The 20091-nt window shown below is 33.0% G+C and carries 16 protein-coding genes; all 16 read right to left on the reverse strand.

The features are described 5' to 3' along the window. Nucleotides 1-13: 13 nt before the first annotated feature. The 16 genes from JG554_RS07840 to codY all read right to left on the reverse strand — a co-directional run bounded on the left by JG554_RS07840 (nt 14) and on the right by codY (nt 20071). Nucleotides 14-1009, reverse strand: coding sequence for a hypothetical protein (locus tag JG554_RS07840; protein WP_225309919.1), 996 nt, complete (start codon nt 1007-1009; stop codon nt 14-16). 316 nt (nt 1010-1325) lie between these two features. After that, nucleotides 1326-3425, reverse strand: coding sequence for a translation initiation factor IF-2 (gene infB, locus JG554_RS07845; protein WP_119505764.1), 2100 nt, complete (start codon nt 3423-3425; stop codon nt 1326-1328). Nucleotides 3426-3429: 4 nt separating this feature from the next. Then, nucleotides 3430-3747 (reverse strand): L7Ae/L30e/S12e/Gadd45 family ribosomal protein, encoded by a 318-nt coding sequence (locus tag JG554_RS07850; RefSeq protein ID WP_046208627.1) that lies wholly within the window; start codon nt 3745-3747, stop codon nt 3430-3432. Beyond that, on the reverse strand, nt 3744-4028 hold the full coding sequence (gene rnpM, locus JG554_RS07855) for an RNase P modulator RnpM (protein ID WP_046208628.1): 285 nt from the start codon (nt 4026-4028) through the stop codon (nt 3744-3746). Before rnpM ends, JG554_RS07850 begins: the two co-directional genes overlap by 4 nt. A gap of 16 nt (nt 4029-4044) precedes the next feature. Then, a complete protein-coding gene (gene nusA, locus JG554_RS07860; RefSeq protein WP_203265225.1) occupies nt 4045-5241 on the reverse strand; it encodes a transcription termination factor NusA in 1197 nt (398 codons plus the stop codon). A 23-nt stretch (nt 5242-5264) separates the two neighbouring features. Further along, nucleotides 5265-5732, reverse strand: coding sequence for a ribosome maturation factor RimP (gene rimP / locus JG554_RS07865; protein WP_046208630.1), 468 nt, complete (start codon nt 5730-5732; stop codon nt 5265-5267). Between the two features lie 207 nt (nt 5733-5939). Next, complete coding sequence (locus JG554_RS07870) at nt 5940-10256, reverse strand: PolC-type DNA polymerase III (RefSeq protein WP_107360263.1); 4317 nt, start codon at nt 10254-10256, stop codon at nt 5940-5942. A gap of 385 nt (nt 10257-10641) precedes the next feature. After that, entirely contained in the window at nt 10642-12342 is a 1701-nt protein-coding gene (locus JG554_RS07875) for a proline--tRNA ligase (protein ID WP_107360262.1), read from the reverse strand. 15 nt (nt 12343-12357) lie between these two features. Then, nucleotides 12358-13644: an RIP metalloprotease RseP gene (gene rseP / locus JG554_RS07880; RefSeq protein ID WP_107360261.1), complete on the reverse strand. Its 1287-nt coding sequence runs from the start codon at nt 13642-13644 to the stop codon at nt 12358-12360. A 310-nt stretch (nt 13645-13954) separates the two neighbouring features. Then, entirely contained in the window at nt 13955-14731 is a 777-nt protein-coding gene (locus JG554_RS07885; RefSeq protein WP_064209034.1) for a phosphatidate cytidylyltransferase, read from the reverse strand. A 17-nt stretch (nt 14732-14748) separates the two neighbouring features. Then, on the reverse strand, nt 14749-15510 hold the full coding sequence (locus tag JG554_RS07890; RefSeq protein ID WP_046208635.1) for an undecaprenyl pyrophosphate synthase: 762 nt from the start codon (nt 15508-15510) through the stop codon (nt 14749-14751). 226 nt (nt 15511-15736) lie between these two features. Next, on the reverse strand, nt 15737-16291 hold the full coding sequence (gene frr / locus JG554_RS07895) for a ribosome recycling factor (protein WP_046208636.1): 555 nt from the start codon (nt 16289-16291) through the stop codon (nt 15737-15739). Between the two features lie 16 nt (nt 16292-16307). Then, a complete protein-coding gene (pyrH, locus tag JG554_RS07900) occupies nt 16308-17030 on the reverse strand; it encodes a UMP kinase (RefSeq protein WP_019468449.1) in 723 nt (240 codons plus the stop codon). 134 nt (nt 17031-17164) lie between these two features. Continuing rightward, nucleotides 17165-18043 carry a translation elongation factor Ts gene (gene tsf / locus JG554_RS07905; RefSeq protein ID WP_046208638.1) on the reverse strand — a complete coding sequence of 293 codons (879 nt, stop codon included), beginning with the start codon at nt 18041-18043 and terminating at the stop codon, nt 17165-17167. Nucleotides 18044-18136: 93 nt separating this feature from the next. Then, nucleotides 18137-18928, reverse strand: a complete 792-nt coding sequence (gene rpsB / locus JG554_RS07910; protein WP_040030607.1) for a 30S ribosomal protein S2 — start codon at nt 18926-18928, stop codon at nt 18137-18139. 369 nt (nt 18929-19297) lie between these two features. Next, a complete protein-coding gene (gene codY / locus JG554_RS07915; protein WP_046208639.1) occupies nt 19298-20071 on the reverse strand; it encodes a GTP-sensing pleiotropic transcriptional regulator CodY in 774 nt (257 codons plus the stop codon). Nucleotides 20072-20091: the final 20 nt, after the last annotated feature.

A 20091-nucleotide genomic window follows, 5' to 3' on the forward strand; every position in this document is an offset into this window, starting at 1 on the left:
CAGTTCAATTTTACTAACGCGGTAATGCTTCTTTATATTGAATAGCTTTAAGCTTTCTTATAAAATCTGAATTCCCTAGCTCTCGCTCTTTCTTTTGTTGCTGATTCCACTTATAATAATCTATTTTATTCAATGACTCTTTCTTTTTTAAACGTCTAATATGCTCTTTATAACTCAATACATTACATGCTGTAATATGTCTATTCTGTTTAGATGAAAGCACAAACAAATTGTCAACAAGATATTGATGTAAATCACTATTAGTAAAATTTTTAAAGATTGAAATAAAGAGTTCTTCTTCACTAACAATATAAATTCGACGCTTATCATCATTTATAATTTTTAGTAAGAGTTCAAAATTCATAACTTGTGACGGTAGATAATGGTTAAATGTTAAAAAATCTTTTGGTATACCTGCTGTATGACCAGTTTGATATGGGAAGAAATTCATAACCATCACTCTATTGGGATTAATATTGAATTGCTTCAAAATGGATCCGTTACTATATATATATTTCTTAAACCAACAATGATGATCTATATAAGGAATAAATACCTTATGACCGTTTAAATTCAATTTACCTTGTATGTCTTGCAATATTCTATTACGATAATGTACCACCATATCATCTGGTAAGGTAGGATCATTAATTATAAAATCATTTTCCGCCTTTTTTTTCAATATTACAATATCTGCTCTTTCAGGATTTCCAAAATACGGTCTTGCTATGGCTGGACTTAATTCTGCTTCATTTTGGACAATTCGTTGTCTATGCTTATTGATTTTTACTTTTCCATTTGCAAAATCAATCAACTTTTTAAATCTTGGTATGTTACTAAAATCTTCACCAAAATTTCTTTTTAAATATGCTAAATCTTGAGGGTGTAGAAAAGCAGTCATGTCATGTCTTTCTCTGATTTCATTTAAAGTTTCTAAATCATAAATAGAGTTATATTGATCCAAGTATTCTTGCCAAAATTCATTTATTTCTTTTAAATATTCACTCATCACTTATAACCTCCTATTTATGCTAAGTTTAATTAAGTACATAGACAGTTAGTGTCCATATTGAAATAACAAGCAATTTTACTAAAAAATTTTTAACTGGTTTACAATGCTTAATAAATAGCTAATTTTATGAGTAACTATGCACTTAAAACAAAACATTATATTAAATTATAAAAATAAACATTTTTTTCAAATGCTTCAAAGCCACACCTTCTCTTACCCAAAAGATAACATATTTAAAAGAAAAAAACCGTAAGCTAACATGATAAATTAGCCTACGGTTTAAAATTTTTGTATTTTCTTAAGATAACTGTCTTTATCTTTTAATTTCAACCATTTCGAAAGCTTCTATTATGTCGCCTTCTTTTAGGTCGTTATATTTTTCAATCGTGATACCACATTCATAGCCTTGAGCTACTTCTTTTGCATCGTCTTTATAACGTTTTAATGTGTCCAGTTCACCTTCAAATTGGACGATACCATCTCTGATAACACGGACACCCGCATTTCTCGTAATCTTACCATCTGTGACATAACTACCAGCTATTGTACCCACTTTTGAAACTTTAAATGTTTGACGCACTTCTGCTTGGCCAATCACTTGTTCTTCATATTCTGGATCTAGTAAGCCTTTCATTGCAGCTTCTATTTCTTCAATAACACTATAAATAACACGGTGTAATCTCATATCTACACCTTCTGTTTCGGCTGCACGTTTGGCACCAGTATCCGGTCTTACGTTAAAGCCAATGATGATACCATTTGACGCATTCGCTAAAGTTACATCAGATTCATTAATCGCACCTACTGCAGTATGAATTATGCGAACATTAACGCCTTCTACTTCAATTTTCATTAGTGAAGCTGCAAGTGCTTCGACAGAACCTTGAACATCACCTTTAATGATGACATTTAAATCTTTCATTTCACCTTGTTTCATTTGTTCAAATAAATTATCTAGTGAAACGCTCTTACTTTCTTGACGCTGTTGTAAAACATTAGCTTCATGACGTGCTTCACCAATACGTCTTGCTTGTTTCTCATCTTTAAACACAACAAAACGATCCCCAGCTTGTGGTACATCATGAATACCTGTGATTTCAACAGGCGTAGACGGTTCTGCAGATTTAATTCTTTGTCCTAAGTCATTAACCATTGCACGAATTCTACCATACGTATTACCAACAACCAAAGCATCTCCAACATGCAGTGTACCATTTTGCACTAGAAGTGATGCAGATGGACCACGTGACTTATCTAATTCTGCTTCTATCACTGTACCTACTGCTTTTTTAGCAGGATTTGCTTTTAGTTCTTGAATTTCAGATGTAAGCACAATCATTTCTATTAAATCTTCTATACCATCGCCACTTAAAGCAGAAAGCGGTACGAAAATTGTATCGCCACCCCAGTCTTCTGGAATTAAACCGTATTCTGTCAATTCTTGCATTACTCGATCAGGGTTAGCAGTCGGTTTATCAACTTTATTAACTGCTACAATCGTTGGTACATTCGCTTCTTTGGCATGGTTGATTGCTTCTATCGTTTGAGGCATTACACCATCATCTGCTGCTACAACTAAAATTGTAATATCAGTTACTTGCGCACCACGTGCACGCATTGTTGTGAATGCAGCATGTCCTGGTGTATCAAGGAAAGTGATTTTTTTGCCATCATTTTCAATTTGATAAGCACCGATATGTTGTGTAATACCACCAGCTTCACCTGCTGTTACTTGTGTGTGACGGATAGAATCCAATAACGTTGTTTTACCATGATCAACGTGTCCCATAATAGTAACAACTGCTGGTCTTTCTACTGCATCTTCATCTTCAGATTCATCATCAAAGTAAATTGATAAATCTTCTTCATCAACAACAACTTCTTTTTCAACTTCAACACCATAATCATCAGCAATTAATTCTAAAGTTTCATCATCTAATGCTTGATTAATGTTAGCCATGATGCCTAATAAGAATAACTTTTTAATTATTTCTGAAGAATCAACATTGATTTTTTCAGCAAGTTCTCCAACTGTGATACCTTCTTGATAAGTGATGTGTGAAGGTATTTCTTTTGGTTCTTCTTGTTTAGTTTGTTTATTTTTGTTGTTATTTTTGCTGTTTTTGCTGTTTTTCTTATTTTTGTTGTTATTTTTGTTGTTTTGATTATTATCTTTTTTATTAGCATTAGACTTGTTATTTGATGGTTTTTGTTGATTTTGACCTTGTTGTTTATTTTCTGATGCATTCGATTTCTCTGGTTTATAAACCTTATCTAATGCCTTGATTTGGTCATCTTCTAACGTTTGCATATGGCTCGTTACCTCAACGTCCATTTTCTTTAACTCATCTATAATATCTTTACTTTTTAATTTTAAATCTTTGGCGTATTCGTAAATTCTTATTTTACTCATATAGTCACTCCTTACGATATTCATCTATCATTGACACTAACTTTTTAGCAAAGCCTTGATCAGTGATTCCAATGTTAACTCGTTCTGCTTTACCTAAAGCTTGTCCTAATTCAGCTCTTGTTCCAAATATGCGAAATGATATATGGTAACTTTCACACTTGCTCTGAAACTTTGTCTTTGTATTTTCAGAAGCATCAGTTGCAATAATTACGAGCTTTAACCTATTTTTCTTAATGTCATTTAAAATGACCGATTCACCTGTTTTTACTTTTCCAGCACGCATTGCTAAACCTAAAAAATTTACGATTTTCTCTATAGTCATTTAGGTATCTCTTCGCGATAAATAAGACGTATAATTTCCTTGTATACAGGATCTAGAGTTTCTGCATCAACTTTAAAGTATTTTTCTAATACACCTTGTTTTTGTGCATCTTCTACTAATTTAACATCTTTTGATACATATGCACCACGACCTTGTTGTTTTCCTGTAGCATCGGCAAAAATTTCGCCTTCTTTATTAATAACAACTCGAATCATATCTTTTTTTGGATGCATTTCATTTGAAAGTATACATTTACGCATTGGAATTTTTTTCTTTTTCATAAAAGCTCACTCCAAATTATTTTTCAGCGTCATCTTCATCTATGCTATCTGTTTCATCATCCGTTTTTAAGTCATGCGTTTCAATATTCACATCTTCCAAATCAATGTTTGTATCCTGTTCAATATTTTCATCTTCTTCTATTTCTAGTGCTTCGTCTGTCGGATAAACACCTTCAGCTCTAGCATCACTTTCTGATTTAATATCAATTTTCCAACCAGTTAATTTCGCAGCTAAACGTGCGTTTTGTCCACGCTTACCAATCGCTAACGATAATTGATAATCAGGCACAACTACAATAGTTGATTGGTTTGCTTCATCAACAATCACTTGTAGTACTTGAGATGGACTTAAAGCATTTTTAACAAAGACCTTCGGATCTTCATTCCATTGAACAATGTCAATTTTTTCGCCACCTAATTCTTGTACAACCGCTTCAACACGAGAACCTTTAGCACCCACACATGCACCTACTGCATCGATATCTGGGTTATCTGAATGAACACTGATTTTAGAGCGGTCTCCTGCTTCACGTGCCACAGATTTTACAATGACTGTACCGTCAAAAATCTCTGGTACTTCTTGTTCAAATAAACGTTTGAGTAATCCTGGATGGCTACGAGAAACGTAAATTTGCGGTCCTTTTGTCGTTTGCTCTACTTTATTGACATACACTCTAATTCTTTCATTAGGAATATAACTATCATTAGGGCTTCTTTCAGCCTCAGATAATACAGCTTCTGTACGTCCTAAATTAACATAAACATAGCGGTGATCTACTCTATCAATAAGACCATTAACAATATCATCTTCTTTATCGATAAATTCATCATATAATATTTCACGTTCAGCATCACGTAAACGCTGCATTACTGCTTGTTTCGCAGCTTGTGCACCTACACGCCCAAAGTCACTTGGTGTTACATCTTCTTCGTATATATCACCAACTTCATATGCTGGGTTTTTAACTAGCGCTGTACTTAAGTCAATTTCTTCTCTATTATCCATTACTTCTTCTACAACTTGTTTACGAGCAATTACATGAAATGTACCTTCATCCATGTTTAACTCAACGCGTACACTTCTTGCACTGTCATAGTTCTTTTTATATGCAGTAATTAGCGCTGCTTCAATTGCATCAATTAATACTTCTCTTGGAATCTTTTTTTCTTTTTCTAAATATTCAGTTGCTAATAATAATTCATTACTTGACACGACTTATCATCCTCCTCATCACATTAAAGCATTACAGCATGACGTGCTTTAGCGATTTTATTTCTTGGAATTTCAACTTGTTTCTTCTTTGACTTTTCTTTTACTTCCATAATAATCGTTTCACTTGTTACTTCTTTTAAGATACCTAACCATTCTTTTCCACCTTCAATTGGCGCATATAAAGAAACGTATATTGGTTTTGTAACAGCATTTTGGAAATCTTTTTCTTTTTTTATAGGTCTTTCAGCACCTGGAGAAGCTACATCTAAATAATACATTTCTTGAATAGGATCTTCTTCATCCATAATTTCACTAATCTTTTCAGAAGCTAAGGCACAATCGTTTAAATCGACGCCACCTTCTTTATCAATGGATACTCTTAAGAAGTAATCTTTTCCTTCTTTTGTGTATTCGACTTCAACTAATTCAAAATTTAAGTCGTTAAGGACGGGTTGAATAATTGATTCAACTTGCTCAGTTACTTTACTCATACTGACCTCCTTTTTTGGCAAATAGAAAAGAGCGGGTATAACGCCCACTCTTCCTGCCTGAGTCTAATTTTTTAAGCAATATTATTATACCATATGTTCATTTCCTATACAAACAACTATATATTTTCATATAGTATGACAATAACTAATATCAAAATTTTATACATTTAACATTTTTTATTCCATACCTACTAATATATTGCTCGATTACATATCAAATATTGATAATTGTGCTTTATCTGGCAAGTTAGGTAATGAACCAAGTTCATCTAAATACTCGATGACTTTTTGTGACAATCCAGCTTTTTTATTTAAATCTTCTTTTGATAAAAACGGTCCTTCTTCACGTGCTTCAACGATACGTTGTGCAACGTTTTCGCCTAATCCAGGAACAGCAATAAATGGCGGAATCAAACTATCATCTTCAATGATAAAATCAAATGCTTTACTTTTCTCTAAACTAATTGGTTGCATACGATAACCGCGTTGCGCCATTTCGTTCATGATTTCTAATACTGTTAAAGTATCTTTTTCTTTTTTGGCTAAATCCATATAACGTGAATACATATCGTTTACTGTATTTCGAATACTTTCTTTATCCTTAATCATTGAAATTAAATCAAAATCAGATGCACGTACCGTAAAGTAACTTGCATAATAATAAAGTGGATAATGAACTTTGAAATACGCAATACGTACTGCCATCAATACATATGCTGCCGCATGGGCTTTAGGGAACATGTATTTAATTTTTCTACATGAATCTAAATACCAATCTGGCACTTCATTGTCTACCATTGCTTCAACCATATCGTCAGTTAGCCCTTTACCTTTACGTACAAATTCCATTGTCTTGAAGGCGAGTGAAGGCTCTAAACCGTTATACATTAAATAAACCATAATATCATCACGACAACAAATAACACTTGATAAATCACAAGTTCCTGAGCGTATTAAATCTTGTGCGTTACCTAGCCAAACATCCGTACCATGTGATAATCCAGATATTCTAACTAACTCTGAAAATGTAGTTGGCTTGGTATCTTCTAACATTTGGCGCACAAATCCTGTACCAAATTCTGGCACACCAAATGTTCCAGTTTTACATAAAATTTGTTCTGAAGTTACACCTAAAGGTTCTGGCGAACTAAAAATACCCATAGTTTCCTTATCATCGACAGGTATCGTTTTAGGATCAATACCTGATAAATCCTGCAGCATACGAATCATCGTCGGATCATCATGTCCTAATATATCCAGTTTCAAAACGTTATCATGTATTGAATGGAAATCAAAATGAGTCGTCATCCAAGCCGATGATTGATCATCTGCCGGAAATTGAACAGGTGTAAAATCGTAGATATCCATATAATCTGGTACAACGATGATGCCTCCAGGGTGTTGTCCTGTTGTACGTTTTACACCAGTACAACCTTTTACGAGTCTATCAACTTCAGCGCCTCTTTTGTGAATACCTTGATCATTTAAAAATCCTTTCACAAAACCGAAAGCTGTTTTTTCAGCCACCGTACCAATTGTACCTGCACGAAAGACTTTATCTTCACCAAATAATTCTTTTGTATAATTATGAGCTTGTGGTTGATATTCACCACTAAAGTTCAAGTCGATATCAGGAACCTTATCACCTTTAAAACCTAAGAAAGTTTCAAAAGGAATATCCTGGCCTTCTTTAATTAAATCACATCCACATGTGGCACATTTTTTATCTGGTAAATCAAAACCAGAACCAACGGATCCATCGTTAAAGAACTCACTTTCTTTACATTCTGGACAAATATAATGTGGAGGTAATGGGTTAACTTCTGTAATTTCAGTCATTGTCGCTACAAAACTCGAACCTACAGAGCCACGTGATCCAACTAGATAACCGTCATCTAATGATTTTTTAACCAGTCTTTGTGAAATTAAATATATCACAGAAAAACCATTCCCAATGATACTTTCAAGCTCTTTCTCTAATCGGTCAATTACAATTTGTGGTAAATCTTCACCATACAATGTTCTGGCGTTAGCATAACTCATATCTCGTATTTCATCATTAGCACCTTCCATGCGGGGCGTATACAATTCATCCTTTATCGGAACTACGCGTTCAATACGGTCTGCTAAGTCATTTGTATTTTTCACAACTAATTCATGTGCTTTTGCTTCACCTAAGAAATGTAATTCATCTAACATTTCATCCGTAGTTCTAAAGTGCGCCTCAGGTAAAGTACTACGATTTAACGGGTTACCTGGCTGTGATGCTATTAAAATTTTACGTGCAATACCATCATGTTCATTTAGATAATGCGCGTTTCCTGTTGCAATAACAGGTATATCATTCACATCTCCAGCTTGGATGAGACGTTGATAAATTTCATGTAATGTTTCATTATCTCTCACCAATTCTCTATCTATTAAATCTTGGTATAATGCAGGTGGTTGTACTTCAATAAAATCATAGTATTTTGCTATTCTTTCCACTTGAGATTGGTCTTTTTGCATTACTGCAGTAAATACTTCACCTTCATCACATGCGGAACCAACAAGAATACCTTCTCGATATTCATCTAAAAGTGAACGTGGAATTCTAGGTGTTCTATAATAATATTTAACTAAAGATGCGCTCACTATTTTAAATAAGTTCTTTAAGCCCTGTTGATTTTGCACAATAAGTGTTACGTGATTTGGGCGAGCACGTTTATAAGCGTCTTCATTTGATAAAGACTTATTAATATCTTGATGATTATAAACTTCTGCTTCTTCTAATTGTTTTAACATCTTTATAAAAATATAAGCTGTTGCTTCAGTATCATAAATCGCTCTGTGATGTTGTGTTAAATCTACACCATATTTTTTAGCTAAAAAGTTCAGACCATGTTTTCCATATTCAGTGTTGATGGTTCTAGAAAGTTCAAGTGTATCTATCACACCGTTAGTTGATGCGCCTAGGCCAGTTTTTTCATAACCGGTATCAATGAATCCCATATCAAATGATGCATTATGTGCTACAAATATCGCGTCACCGACCCACGCTTTAAACTCGGTTAAAACAGTTTCAATTTCAGGTGCATTGACGAGCATATCGTCTGTGATATGCGTTAAATTCTTGATTGTTTCAGATAAACGTTCGTGTGGATTACTAAAACGTTCAAACTTATCAATAATTTCTCCTTCTTGTACTTTTACAGCTGCGAGTTCGATAATTTTATCATACTGATTAGATAGACCTGTTGTTTCAACGTCAAAAACAACATATGTTGCAGTTTTTAAATCAATGTCTTGAGGCTTATACGCTATGGGCACACCATCATCGACCAACATGCCTTCCATGCCATAAATCATTTTAATATCATTTTTTTCTGCTGCAGCATGCGCATCTGGAAATGCTTGAACCACATTATGATCAGTAATTGCAATAGCTTTGTGGCCCCATTTAGCTGCTTGTTCTACATATGCACTTATATTCGGAATGCCGTCCATCTGACTCATGGACGAATGCAAGTGAAATTCTACGCGTTTTTCGTCTGCTTTATCTTGTTTAACTGCTTTTTTTATTTCTTCTATATCAGACATCATCATGACTAAATCTCGTACGAATGTATCTTCTTCTATTCTGCCTTGTGCTCGAACCCATTTACCGACACTGAGAGCTTTAAAATGAGCTAAATCATCTTTATTTTTTCTAGTGAACATTTTCAATACTAAGGAGTCTGTATAGTCTGTAACTTTTAGTTCTACTATATGGCGTCCACTTTTCAATTCTTTTAAATTAATATCAAAGATAACACCTTCAACTGCAACTTTAAATTCTTCTTCAATAATCGATTCAATAGGTTTTACATTTTCTATTTGGATTGGTTTTCCAATTTGACATTTAGCTACAGTACTTTCATTATTATCTTGTTGTTTAGCTTTTTCAGCACGCATCTTTTCTAACTTTTCAGTGGCTTCACGTGCACTTTGCTCATCTTCTTGTTGAATGTGTGCTTCTAACGATGCCAAGTCGTCTCCATTAGATGTTTGGTCTGTTTCAAAAATGATACTGCTGATTGCAAAACCACATTGTTGAAATGCTTTAATCAAACTTCCATTGCACGCTTTGTCAAAATGATCTCGCTCTATATCATTCTGACACATGACTTTGAGCACATCCCCTGACATAATTAAGCGCTTTTGCTTAAGCTGACCTTTTACTTTAGGTGATAATTTTGTTTGGTCAATGCAATAACTAAAGTATTTCAATGCATATTCATCTTGATTCGCTTTATTTGTGATTGTAAAATTACAATCGACTTTAGCGATTGTTTTAAATTCTTCAGTAATTGCATTCATAAATAACAGATAATCTTCAATTGGTAAAAAATATGGAAATGTTATCTGAAATACCCAGGTACGATCCGTTGTTTTAACATCTACACGTGTTAATTCACTTTGTGCTAAAATTTCTGGATCCAAATGATCTGCAATTTTAATTTGATCAGCTAAAATCTTGAATTTTTCTTGATTTGTCATTGACATGACGATAACCACCTTACTATTAATTACACTACGTTACTATTTCATATAATTTCTTTAACTGTCGCGTTTGTATTTTGTACATTATCTATCTTATAACGTAAAACCTTTAATTTCTAATACTTAAACTTTACTATTTTTACATTATGGTTTCTTATCATAAATAAGAGCGGGAATGAAATCAAACATGATTCATTCGATTTCGCTTTCCCGCTCACTAATTAAGGATGATCAAACATTAAAGTACAGGTTAAACTAAACGTTTCATCTAATACTTTTAGCAATGATATGCATTTATATAAAGTATATGCGTATTAATGTTTTAACTTACATCTTAATTTTAGCAACGTATATGATAGCAATCATTTTGTTAAAGTTGACTGTTGACTTATATACTTAGGTATAAATCATTAATATAACTATTTAAGTTATCAATTTGAACATCTTCACTTTCACCTGTATCACGTCGTTTAACTTCTACGATACCTTCAGCAGCATTTTTACCAACTACTACTCTAATTGGTAAGCCTATTAAATCGGCATCATTAAATTTAACACCTGCACGTTCTTTACGGTCATCATAAAGTACATCATATGTTTCTTTTAATTGTTTATATAATTGATCAGCCAATTCACGTTGTTCTTCTTTTTTAGGATTGATTGTAATTAAATGTAAATCAAATGGCGTTACTGATTTCGGCCATATAATACCATTTTCGTCATTATTTTGCTCAACAATCGCACTTAAAGTCCTAGAAATACCTATACCATAACATCCCATTAATAAAGGTTTAGCTTTACCTTGATTATCCAGGAATGTTGCATTCATTGCTTCAGAATATTTAGTACCAAGTTTAAATACTTGCCCAACTTCAATTCCTTCGGCAAATTTAGCATCACCTGATCCATCAGCTAAAGGTTCTCCTTCTAAAATAAATCTAAAGTCTCCATAAGCTTCGATTTCAAAGTCACGCCCTACATTTGCATTCAATAAATGGTAACCATCTTCATTAGCACCTACAACAATATTATTTAAATCTTTTATAAAATTATCAGCATATACTTTGATGTTTTTATCGAAAATAGGACCAAGTGAACCAGGAGATGCACCTAATAAATTTTTAATTTCATCTTCTGTAGCTAATTCGATGTGATCCGTACCAAAGAATGCTTTTAATTTCACATCATTAATTTCATGGTGACCACGTACAAGTACCATAATAAATTCACCATCAACATTAAATACCATGGATTTTGTAATTTCATCCAGTGGTTTTTCTAAAAATGTTGCTAATGCTTGTGCTGTGTGCACTTGAGGTGTTTCTATTTTTGTTAATGACGCTATCTCATCATGCTTTTCATTGGGATGATATACAACCTCAGCTTTTTCAATATTAGCTGCATAATCACTATTTTCACTATAAACTATTGTGTCTTCACCAATTTCACTTAAAGCCATAAATTCATGTGTATGACTGCCACCAATAGCACCTGAATCTGCAACTACTGGTCGCGCATTTATTCCGACACGTTTAAATATGCGGTCATATGCGTGATACATATCTTGGTATGTTTCATCTAATGAAGTCTCATCAGCATGAAATGAATATGCATCTTTCATAATAAATTCACGACCACGTAACAATCCAAAGCGCGGGCGTTTTTCATCTCTAAATTTAGATTGTATTTGGAATAAAGTAAGTGGTAATTGTTTATATGATTTAAGTTCATCTCTGATTACAGATGTTATAAGTTCTTCATGTGTTGGTCCAAGTGCAAACTCACGACCATGTCTGTCTTTCAAACGCATCAATTCTGGACCATATGCACTCCAACGACCGGATTCTTCCCATAGTTCAGCTTTTTGTAACGCTGGCATTAAAATTTCCACAGCGTCGATACGTTCCATTTCTTGTCTTACAATACTTTCAATGTTATTCAAAACTTTAGCAGCTAACGGTAAATAGCTATAAATACCACTCGTACTTTGTTTGATTAATCCTGCTTTTAACAAAAGTCTATGACTCAAAGCTTCAGCTGCTGCAGGTACCTCTTTCATCGTTGGTATAAATACTTTAGATTGTTTCATTTACATGCTCTCCTTTTATAAGAAATAACGTTGAATGTCATTCCACGTCACTAAGACCATTACAATTAATACAAATACTGCACCAATTGCAATAATTGTCGTTTCTGCTTTTTTGTTTAATGGTTTTCTGAAAATCGCTTCATATATTACAAATAAGATTCGTCCGCCATCAAGTGCTGGGACTGGTAATAAATTCATTAAACCTAAATTGACGCTTAGTAAAGCTGTCCAAGAAATCAAATTAATAATACCTGTTTTAACAACAGAGTCAACTGTATGATAGATACCGACTGGACCATTTAACATATCAAATGAAAATTGACCGGTGAAAATGCTCGCAATCATGCTTAAAATCGCGGTAAATATCAGTTTTCCAGCTACAATTGTTTGCTTTACGCCTTCAGTAATCGGTTTAAATACCGTATGTTCTGTAGAAGCAGTATAACCTAACAAATATTTAGTTTCTGAATGTGTTTTAGTTACTTTTTGTTCATATTTTTTTGGTTTTACTTGCAAGGTTTCTGTTTTACCATCTCGTTCTACTTTAATTTGTGTCTTTTTGTCTTTAACCTGTGATATTGCTTGATCTATATCAGATTTACTATTGATAGATTTGTCAGCAATTTTCACGATAGTATCACCTGTTTTTAAGCCTGCGTGTGCTGCTGGGCTATCTTGCGCCACTTTATCAACTGTATTTGTTGGTGTACCTTGATAATAAGCTAAGCCAATAAATAATACTAATGTAAGTAAAAAGTTAAATAATGGGCCAGCAAACAGTGTTAAGAATTTTTGATAAGGCTTTTTGTGTGTGAATTGTCGGTTTTTGGGAGCTATTTGAATTAAACTACCATTCTCAACAAAATAGGCTTTGTCAGCAATTTGATAATGATGTCTTTGCTGATCATATGCAGTTACACCTTCAATGTATAAATCTTCTTTAAAATCACATTGTTTAACTTCCATTGCTTCAATTTGTTGGAACTTATGTTGATTATCTAAAATGATATGTGTGATTTCATCTTTATCATTTAATTTTATCTTTACATGCATACCTGGTTGAACGGGTGGTTCCTCCAACCCGTCACCTGCCATTCTTACATATCCTCCAACAGGCAATAAACGAATGGTATATAAAGTTTCATTTTTTCTGAAACTAAAAATTTTTGGCCCCATTCCAATTGCAAATTCTGGACACATAATGCCAGCTCTTTTTGCAAAAAACATATGACCGTATTCATGAACTGTTACAAGAACACCAAATACGATTATAAAAGAAATAATTGTCACTAGAAAACTCAAATTGATACACCTCATATTTTCCGTAAGATTGTTCCATTATTTTTTATATTGCTATAATATATAAGCTATTTTAATGCTTTTGATTATAAAATTATAACATAACAATACTAGCTGATACACGTAACTTTATGCAGTAGAAAAAATTATCATGACTTAACACTTAATATCTCTGTAACATATTTTAAAAACTTATGAAAAGGAGTTAAAAACTTAAATGTTTCATTTGATTTCTCATCGACATTTAAATTCATAACTCCTTTTATTGTTCAATTATACAATTTTATTGGCACTTCGTTTACCTTAAAATCACTTATATTAAGAATATGTTTAATAATGGTAAGACAAACATAAAACTATCAAATCGATCTAATATACCACCGTGACCAGGTAAAATGCGTCCAGAATCCTTCACACCAAAATGACGTTTAAAGCCTGACTCTACTAAGTCTCCTAACTGACCAAACATACTTAAAATAACCGTACATAACAGTAGTAACCATATTGCAATATCAAAATCTATAAACATCATCATTACAAGCGGAACTATCAAACTACAAATAATACCGCCAATAAATCCTTCAATTGTTTTATTGGGACTGATGACAGGCCATAATTTATGTTTACCCATTAATCTACCAAAAATATACGCGCCAGTATCTGTAGACCACACAATTAAGAAAGCTAAAAGTATGTAATGTAATCCTTCTGATCTAGTTTCATATAGATACATGAAGCCTATCCCTACATAAGCTATAGACATTAAACAAAAGGCAGCATCCATAAAACTAAATCTATTTTTAGAAAGTACTGTATAACTGAGTAAAATAAAACTCATTGCTATTAAAGATTTTAATTGTAAATCGTTTACCCATGTACCTGCTTCTTGCGGTATCATAATAATTAATATTCCTAATGCACTTATAATTCCTGGGATGGATAGGAACTTTATCATATTCATATTCAACAATTCTTTGAGACCTATAAATGCTAATAAATAAGAAAAAAGCATTAGTACAAGGCCACCCTTTAACAATACAGGTAGAAAAACAATAAGTGCTATTATTGCTGTTAAAGTTCTAACTTTCATACTATTCTCCTAACTATTTATAATCCCCCAAAACGTCTTTGACGAGATTGATAAATTTTAATACAGTTTATTAATTCTTCTTTGTCAAAATCTGGCCAAAATTTTTCATTGAATATAAATTCACTGTAAGACACTTGCCAGATAAGAAAGTTACTAATTCGTTGCTCACCTGAGGTTCTAATTAAAAGGTCTGGATCAGGATAATCGTGGGTCATTAAATGTTCGTTAATCAATTGCTCTGTAATATGATCACTGGATAAGCCTTCTGAAGATAATTTTTCATAAATTGATTTTACACTATGGACAATTTCAGCACGTCCGCCATAGTTAATTGCAAAAATTAATTTTAAACCTGTGTTTGCTTTGGTCTGTTCTTTTGCCTTATTAATCGCTTCAAGTGTTGCAGTTGGTAAATCATTTAAAAAACCAATCGTTTCTACTTTAACATTATTTTCTATTAATTCAGGTAAAAAGGTTTTTAAAAAGTTAACCGGCAAATTCATGATATAATTGACTTCATTTTTAGGTCTTGTCCAATTTTCAGTTGAAAATGCATACAACGTTAAATATTTAATACCTAAATCACTAGCTTCTTTAGTTATTTTTTTAATCGTTTGCATACCTTCATAATGGCCTTTGATTCTAGGCAATTTTCTTTGTTTAGCCCAGCGTCCATTGCCATCCATAATAATTGCTATATGATTAGGTACATTATGTAGATCCAACTCATTGTTGGATGCATTAGGCTGGTTTTTTTTCTTGTTTAGCTTTTTAAACATGGTATTTCCTCCGAGCGTTATCATCTCTGCTTATTAAATTAGCTTCTAAATGCAATTATCTATCATTTTATCATACTAGATAAGCGCAATGAATAAACAAATAAAAAAACTGTACCAAAGTCTGATTTGATACAGTTCAGATAAATTTATAATATGCTTCATTTTCAATACCAAACAACTTAATGTTGAGTATTTACTCACAAAAAACATATCATAATTACCATGTTTATACTGACATAATATCTTGTTCTTTTTCTTCTAATAATTTATCAATGTCATTTATAGAATCGTCAGTTATTTTTTGTACTTCATTCGTTTGAGTTCTTAAGTCATCTTCAGTGATGTCACCGTTTTTCTCTTGCTTTTTAAGTTCGTCATTCGAATCACGGCGTACGTTTCTAACTGCAACTTTAGAATCTTCACCAATTTTTTTAACTTCTTTTACAAGCTCTTTACGACGTTCTTCTGTTAATGCAGGCACACTTATACGAATGACCTCACCATCACTAGATGGGTTTACGCCTAAGTTTGCTGCATTAATTGCTTTTTCAATATTAGCCACTGATGTTTTGTCGTATGGTGAAATGACTAAAAGACGAGCTTCTGGTACATTGATACTCGCTAATTGTTGAATAGGTGTTGGTGCTCCATAATAATCAACAGTAACACCGTTTAAAAGGTTTGAATTTGCTCTACCAGCACTAATATTAGCTAACTCTCTTGAAAGACTATCAATTGATTTTTTCATCTTTGTTTTCGTGTCATTAATTATGTCACTCATTTTATACACCTCTAAATTATTTTGTAATTAATGTTCCTATTTTTTCACCCATAACAGCGCGTTTAATATTTCCTTCTTCTGTGATAGAGAATACATTCAACGGGATATTGTTATCCATACAGAAAGAAGATGCTGTTGAGTCCATGACTTGTAAGCCTTCTTGTAACATTTGAATATGTGTTAAATGTTCATATTTAACCGCATTTTCATCTTTTTTAGGATCTGCAGAATAGACACCATCAACATTATTTTTGCCCATTAAGATAACATCTGCTTCAACTTCAGCAGCACGTAAAGCTGCAGTTGTGTCAGTTGAGAAGTATGGATTACCTATGCCAGCAGCAAATATAACAACACGCTTTTTCTCTAAGTGTCTAATTGCGCGACGACGAATATAAGGTTCTGCAACTTGTTTCATCTCTATAGAAGTTAATACACGTGTATCACACTCTAATTGTTCCAAACTGTCTTGTAGTGCTAAAGCATTCATAACAGTAGCTAGCATCCCCATATAATCTGCTGTACCACGATCCATACCTAAATCACTACCAGTTTTACCTCTCCAGATATTACCTCCGCCAACAATCACTGCAATTTCACAATCCATTTTTGCTACCTCAGCTACTTGTTGAGCAACACTTTTAATAATTATGGGATTTATCCCGAATCCATCTTCACCTGCTAGTGCTTCACCACTTAATTTTAAAACGACACGTTTATATTTAGAAGTTTGAGCCATTGTCTTATCCTCTCTATTGTGAAAATATGTATTTGATACAAGTAAAGAAGACACAGTAGAACTTCCAATATAAAAGTAAGTCTTTCATACGGAGCACAAAAAGGTGTCTTCTTTCTTGTTCAAACTATGAAATATTATTTCATTTGTCCTTTTACTTCGTCAGCAAAGTTTTCTTCACGTTTTTCCATACCTTCGCCTACTTCATAACGTACGAAGTCAACTAGTTTTCCACCTTTTGATTTTAAGAAAGCTTCAACTGTTTGATCAGGATCTTTAACAAAGTTTTGGTCAACTGCACAAATTTCTTGTAAATATTTACGTAAACGACCTTCAACCATTTTTTCAACAATTTTTTCTGGTTTGCCTTCGTTTAAAGCTTGTTGTTTCAATACTTCTTTTTCATGAGCAATTTCATCTTCACTTACTTGTTCAGATGAAACATATTTAGGGTTTATCGCAGCAATATGCATAGCTACATCTTTAGCAGCATCGCTATCAGTAGTACCTTCAACAACTGTTAATACACCGATACGTCCACCCATGTGTAAATATGAACCAAATGCATCATTATCTGATTTTGTTCTAACAGCAAAACGACGGATACTTAATTTTTCTCCGATTGTAGAGATTGCTTCTTTCATGCGTTGGTCTACAGTTTTACCGTCAGCTAATTCAGATTCTAATAAAGCTTCAACAGTATCAGCTTTACTCTCTAACACTTGTGTAGCAATTTCTTTCACTAATTCTTGGAAACCTTCGTTACGTGCTACGAAGTCAGTTTCTGAATTAATTTCTACGATTGCCGCTTCATTTCCTTTTTCTTCTACATGTACTAGTCCTTCTGCAGCGATACGGTCAGCTTTTTTAGCTGCTTTCGCAATACCTTTTTCACGTAGGTAATCAATAGCTTTATCAATATCACCATCAGTTTCTGTCAACGCTTTTTTACAGTCCATCATACCAGCGCCAGTTTTTTCACGTAATTCTTTTACAAGTTTAGCTGAAATTGCCATTTCATATTCCTCCATTATTTAATGAATTTTAATATATTTATTTTAAAAAAAGGTGATAAGCTTAAATATCTTATCACCCATTTTACATTATTCTTAGTTTGATTCAACAGAAGTGTTTTCTTCAGTTGTTTCTGCTTCAGTAGCTTCTTCTTTTGATTCATTTAAATCAATGTTTTGTTCAGCCGCTACTTCTTCATTTGATACACCTTGTTGACCTTCTAAGATTGCATCTGCCATTTTACCTGTTAATAACTTAACGGCACGGATAGCATCATCGTTTGCAGGGATAACATAATCGATCTCATCTGGATCACAGTTAGTATCCACAATACCAACGATTGGGATGTGTAATTTACGTGCTTCAGCAATTGCGTTGCGCTCTTTACGAGGGTCAACTACAAATAATGCTTGAGGCATAGATTTCATATCACGAATTCCGCCTAAGAATTTAATTAAACGGTCATATTCTTTTCTTAGTTCTACTACTTCTTTTTTAGGTAATACTTCGAATAAGCCATCTTCTTCCATTTTTTCAATTTCAGAAATACGTTTGATACGTTTTGAAATTGTTTTATAGTTAGTTAAAATACCACCTAACCATCTTTGGTTAACGTAGAATTGACCAGCACGTTCAGCTTCAGCTTTCACTGATTCTTGTGCTTGTTTTTTCGTACCAACAAATAAAACTTTTCCGCCATCTTCTGAAATTTGTTTTATAAAGTTGTAAGCTTCTTCTACTTTCTTCACTGTTTTTTGTAAGTCGATAATGTAGATACCGTTTCTTTCAGTGAAGATGTATCTTTTCATTTTTGGGTTCCAACGGCGTGTTTGGTGACCGAAGTGAACACCTGCTTCTAGTAATTGTTTCATTGAAATTACTGCCATAAATAAAATCCTCCTATTGGTTTTTTACCTCCATAAAAAGCTCATATAAACACGATAACAATTTATCGCACCCTTTATACTTCCGCTCTCTATGTGCGTATTGGCTTAATAGCCGTGAATAAATATATCATATTCATACATATAAAGCAATAGTTCAGCTTATAATTTCTCATTTATAATAGTGAAGATTCAAGTCATATTTTTATCAATTCAAATATCACTGTAACACTTTATATAGTAAGCAGTTTCCATTATAAAATGATATTGTATTTATTTTTTACATATTCACTAAATAAACGCATAACGCATGGATATACTAAATGATATGAAAGCGTATATAGCAATCACATTTAAAAGTGATTCTACATTTTATTTTATTCTATCTAATTCATCTAAGAATTTTTCTTTTTTAACTTTAATAAACGTACCTTTCATACCTAATGAACGTGATTCAATAACTCCTGCGCTTTCTAACTTACGCAATGCATTAACAATCACAGAACGTGTAATTCCAACCCTGTCAGCTACTTTAGAAGCAATCAACAAGCCTTCTTTACCACCTAATTCTTCAAAAATATGTTCAATCGCTTCACTTTCTGAGTATGATAATGAATTGATTGCCATATTAATCGCAGCTTTATCTCTAGCTTCTTGTTCAACTTCATTATGTTTTTCACGCAGAATTTCCATACCAATAACTGTAGCCGCATACTCACCTAAAACAAGATCATTTTCAGAAAAGTCGTCTTGTACACGTCCTAGCACTAACGTACCTAGTCTTTCTCCGCCACCTAATATTGGAAAGATAGTTGACTTACTATCTTTAAATACATCTTCGTTTTCAGGTGGAAAAACTGAAAGATCACTTTCGATTCCAATATTGGATTCTGTTTCTTTTACATCCATTAACTTATCTGTATATTCCACAGGTATGTGTCTATTTTCTAGCATTTGAATAATACGTTCATTTTTTAACAATTCATTTAAACTTGATCCTAAAATTTTACCTTTTCTTGACACAATGAAAACATTTGTCACTGTTACACTACTTATCGTTTGTGCGACGTCTTTAAAGTCTACAGCGATTCCTTTGTGCTTTTGCAAAAGTGTATTTAATTCTCTTGTTTTTGATAATAAGCTCATATTACTTCTCCTTTTTGTTT

This window comes from Staphylococcus sp. 11-B-312, assembly GCF_016743055.1.
Lineage (GTDB): Bacteria > Bacillota > Bacilli > Staphylococcales > Staphylococcaceae > Staphylococcus > Staphylococcus ureilyticus.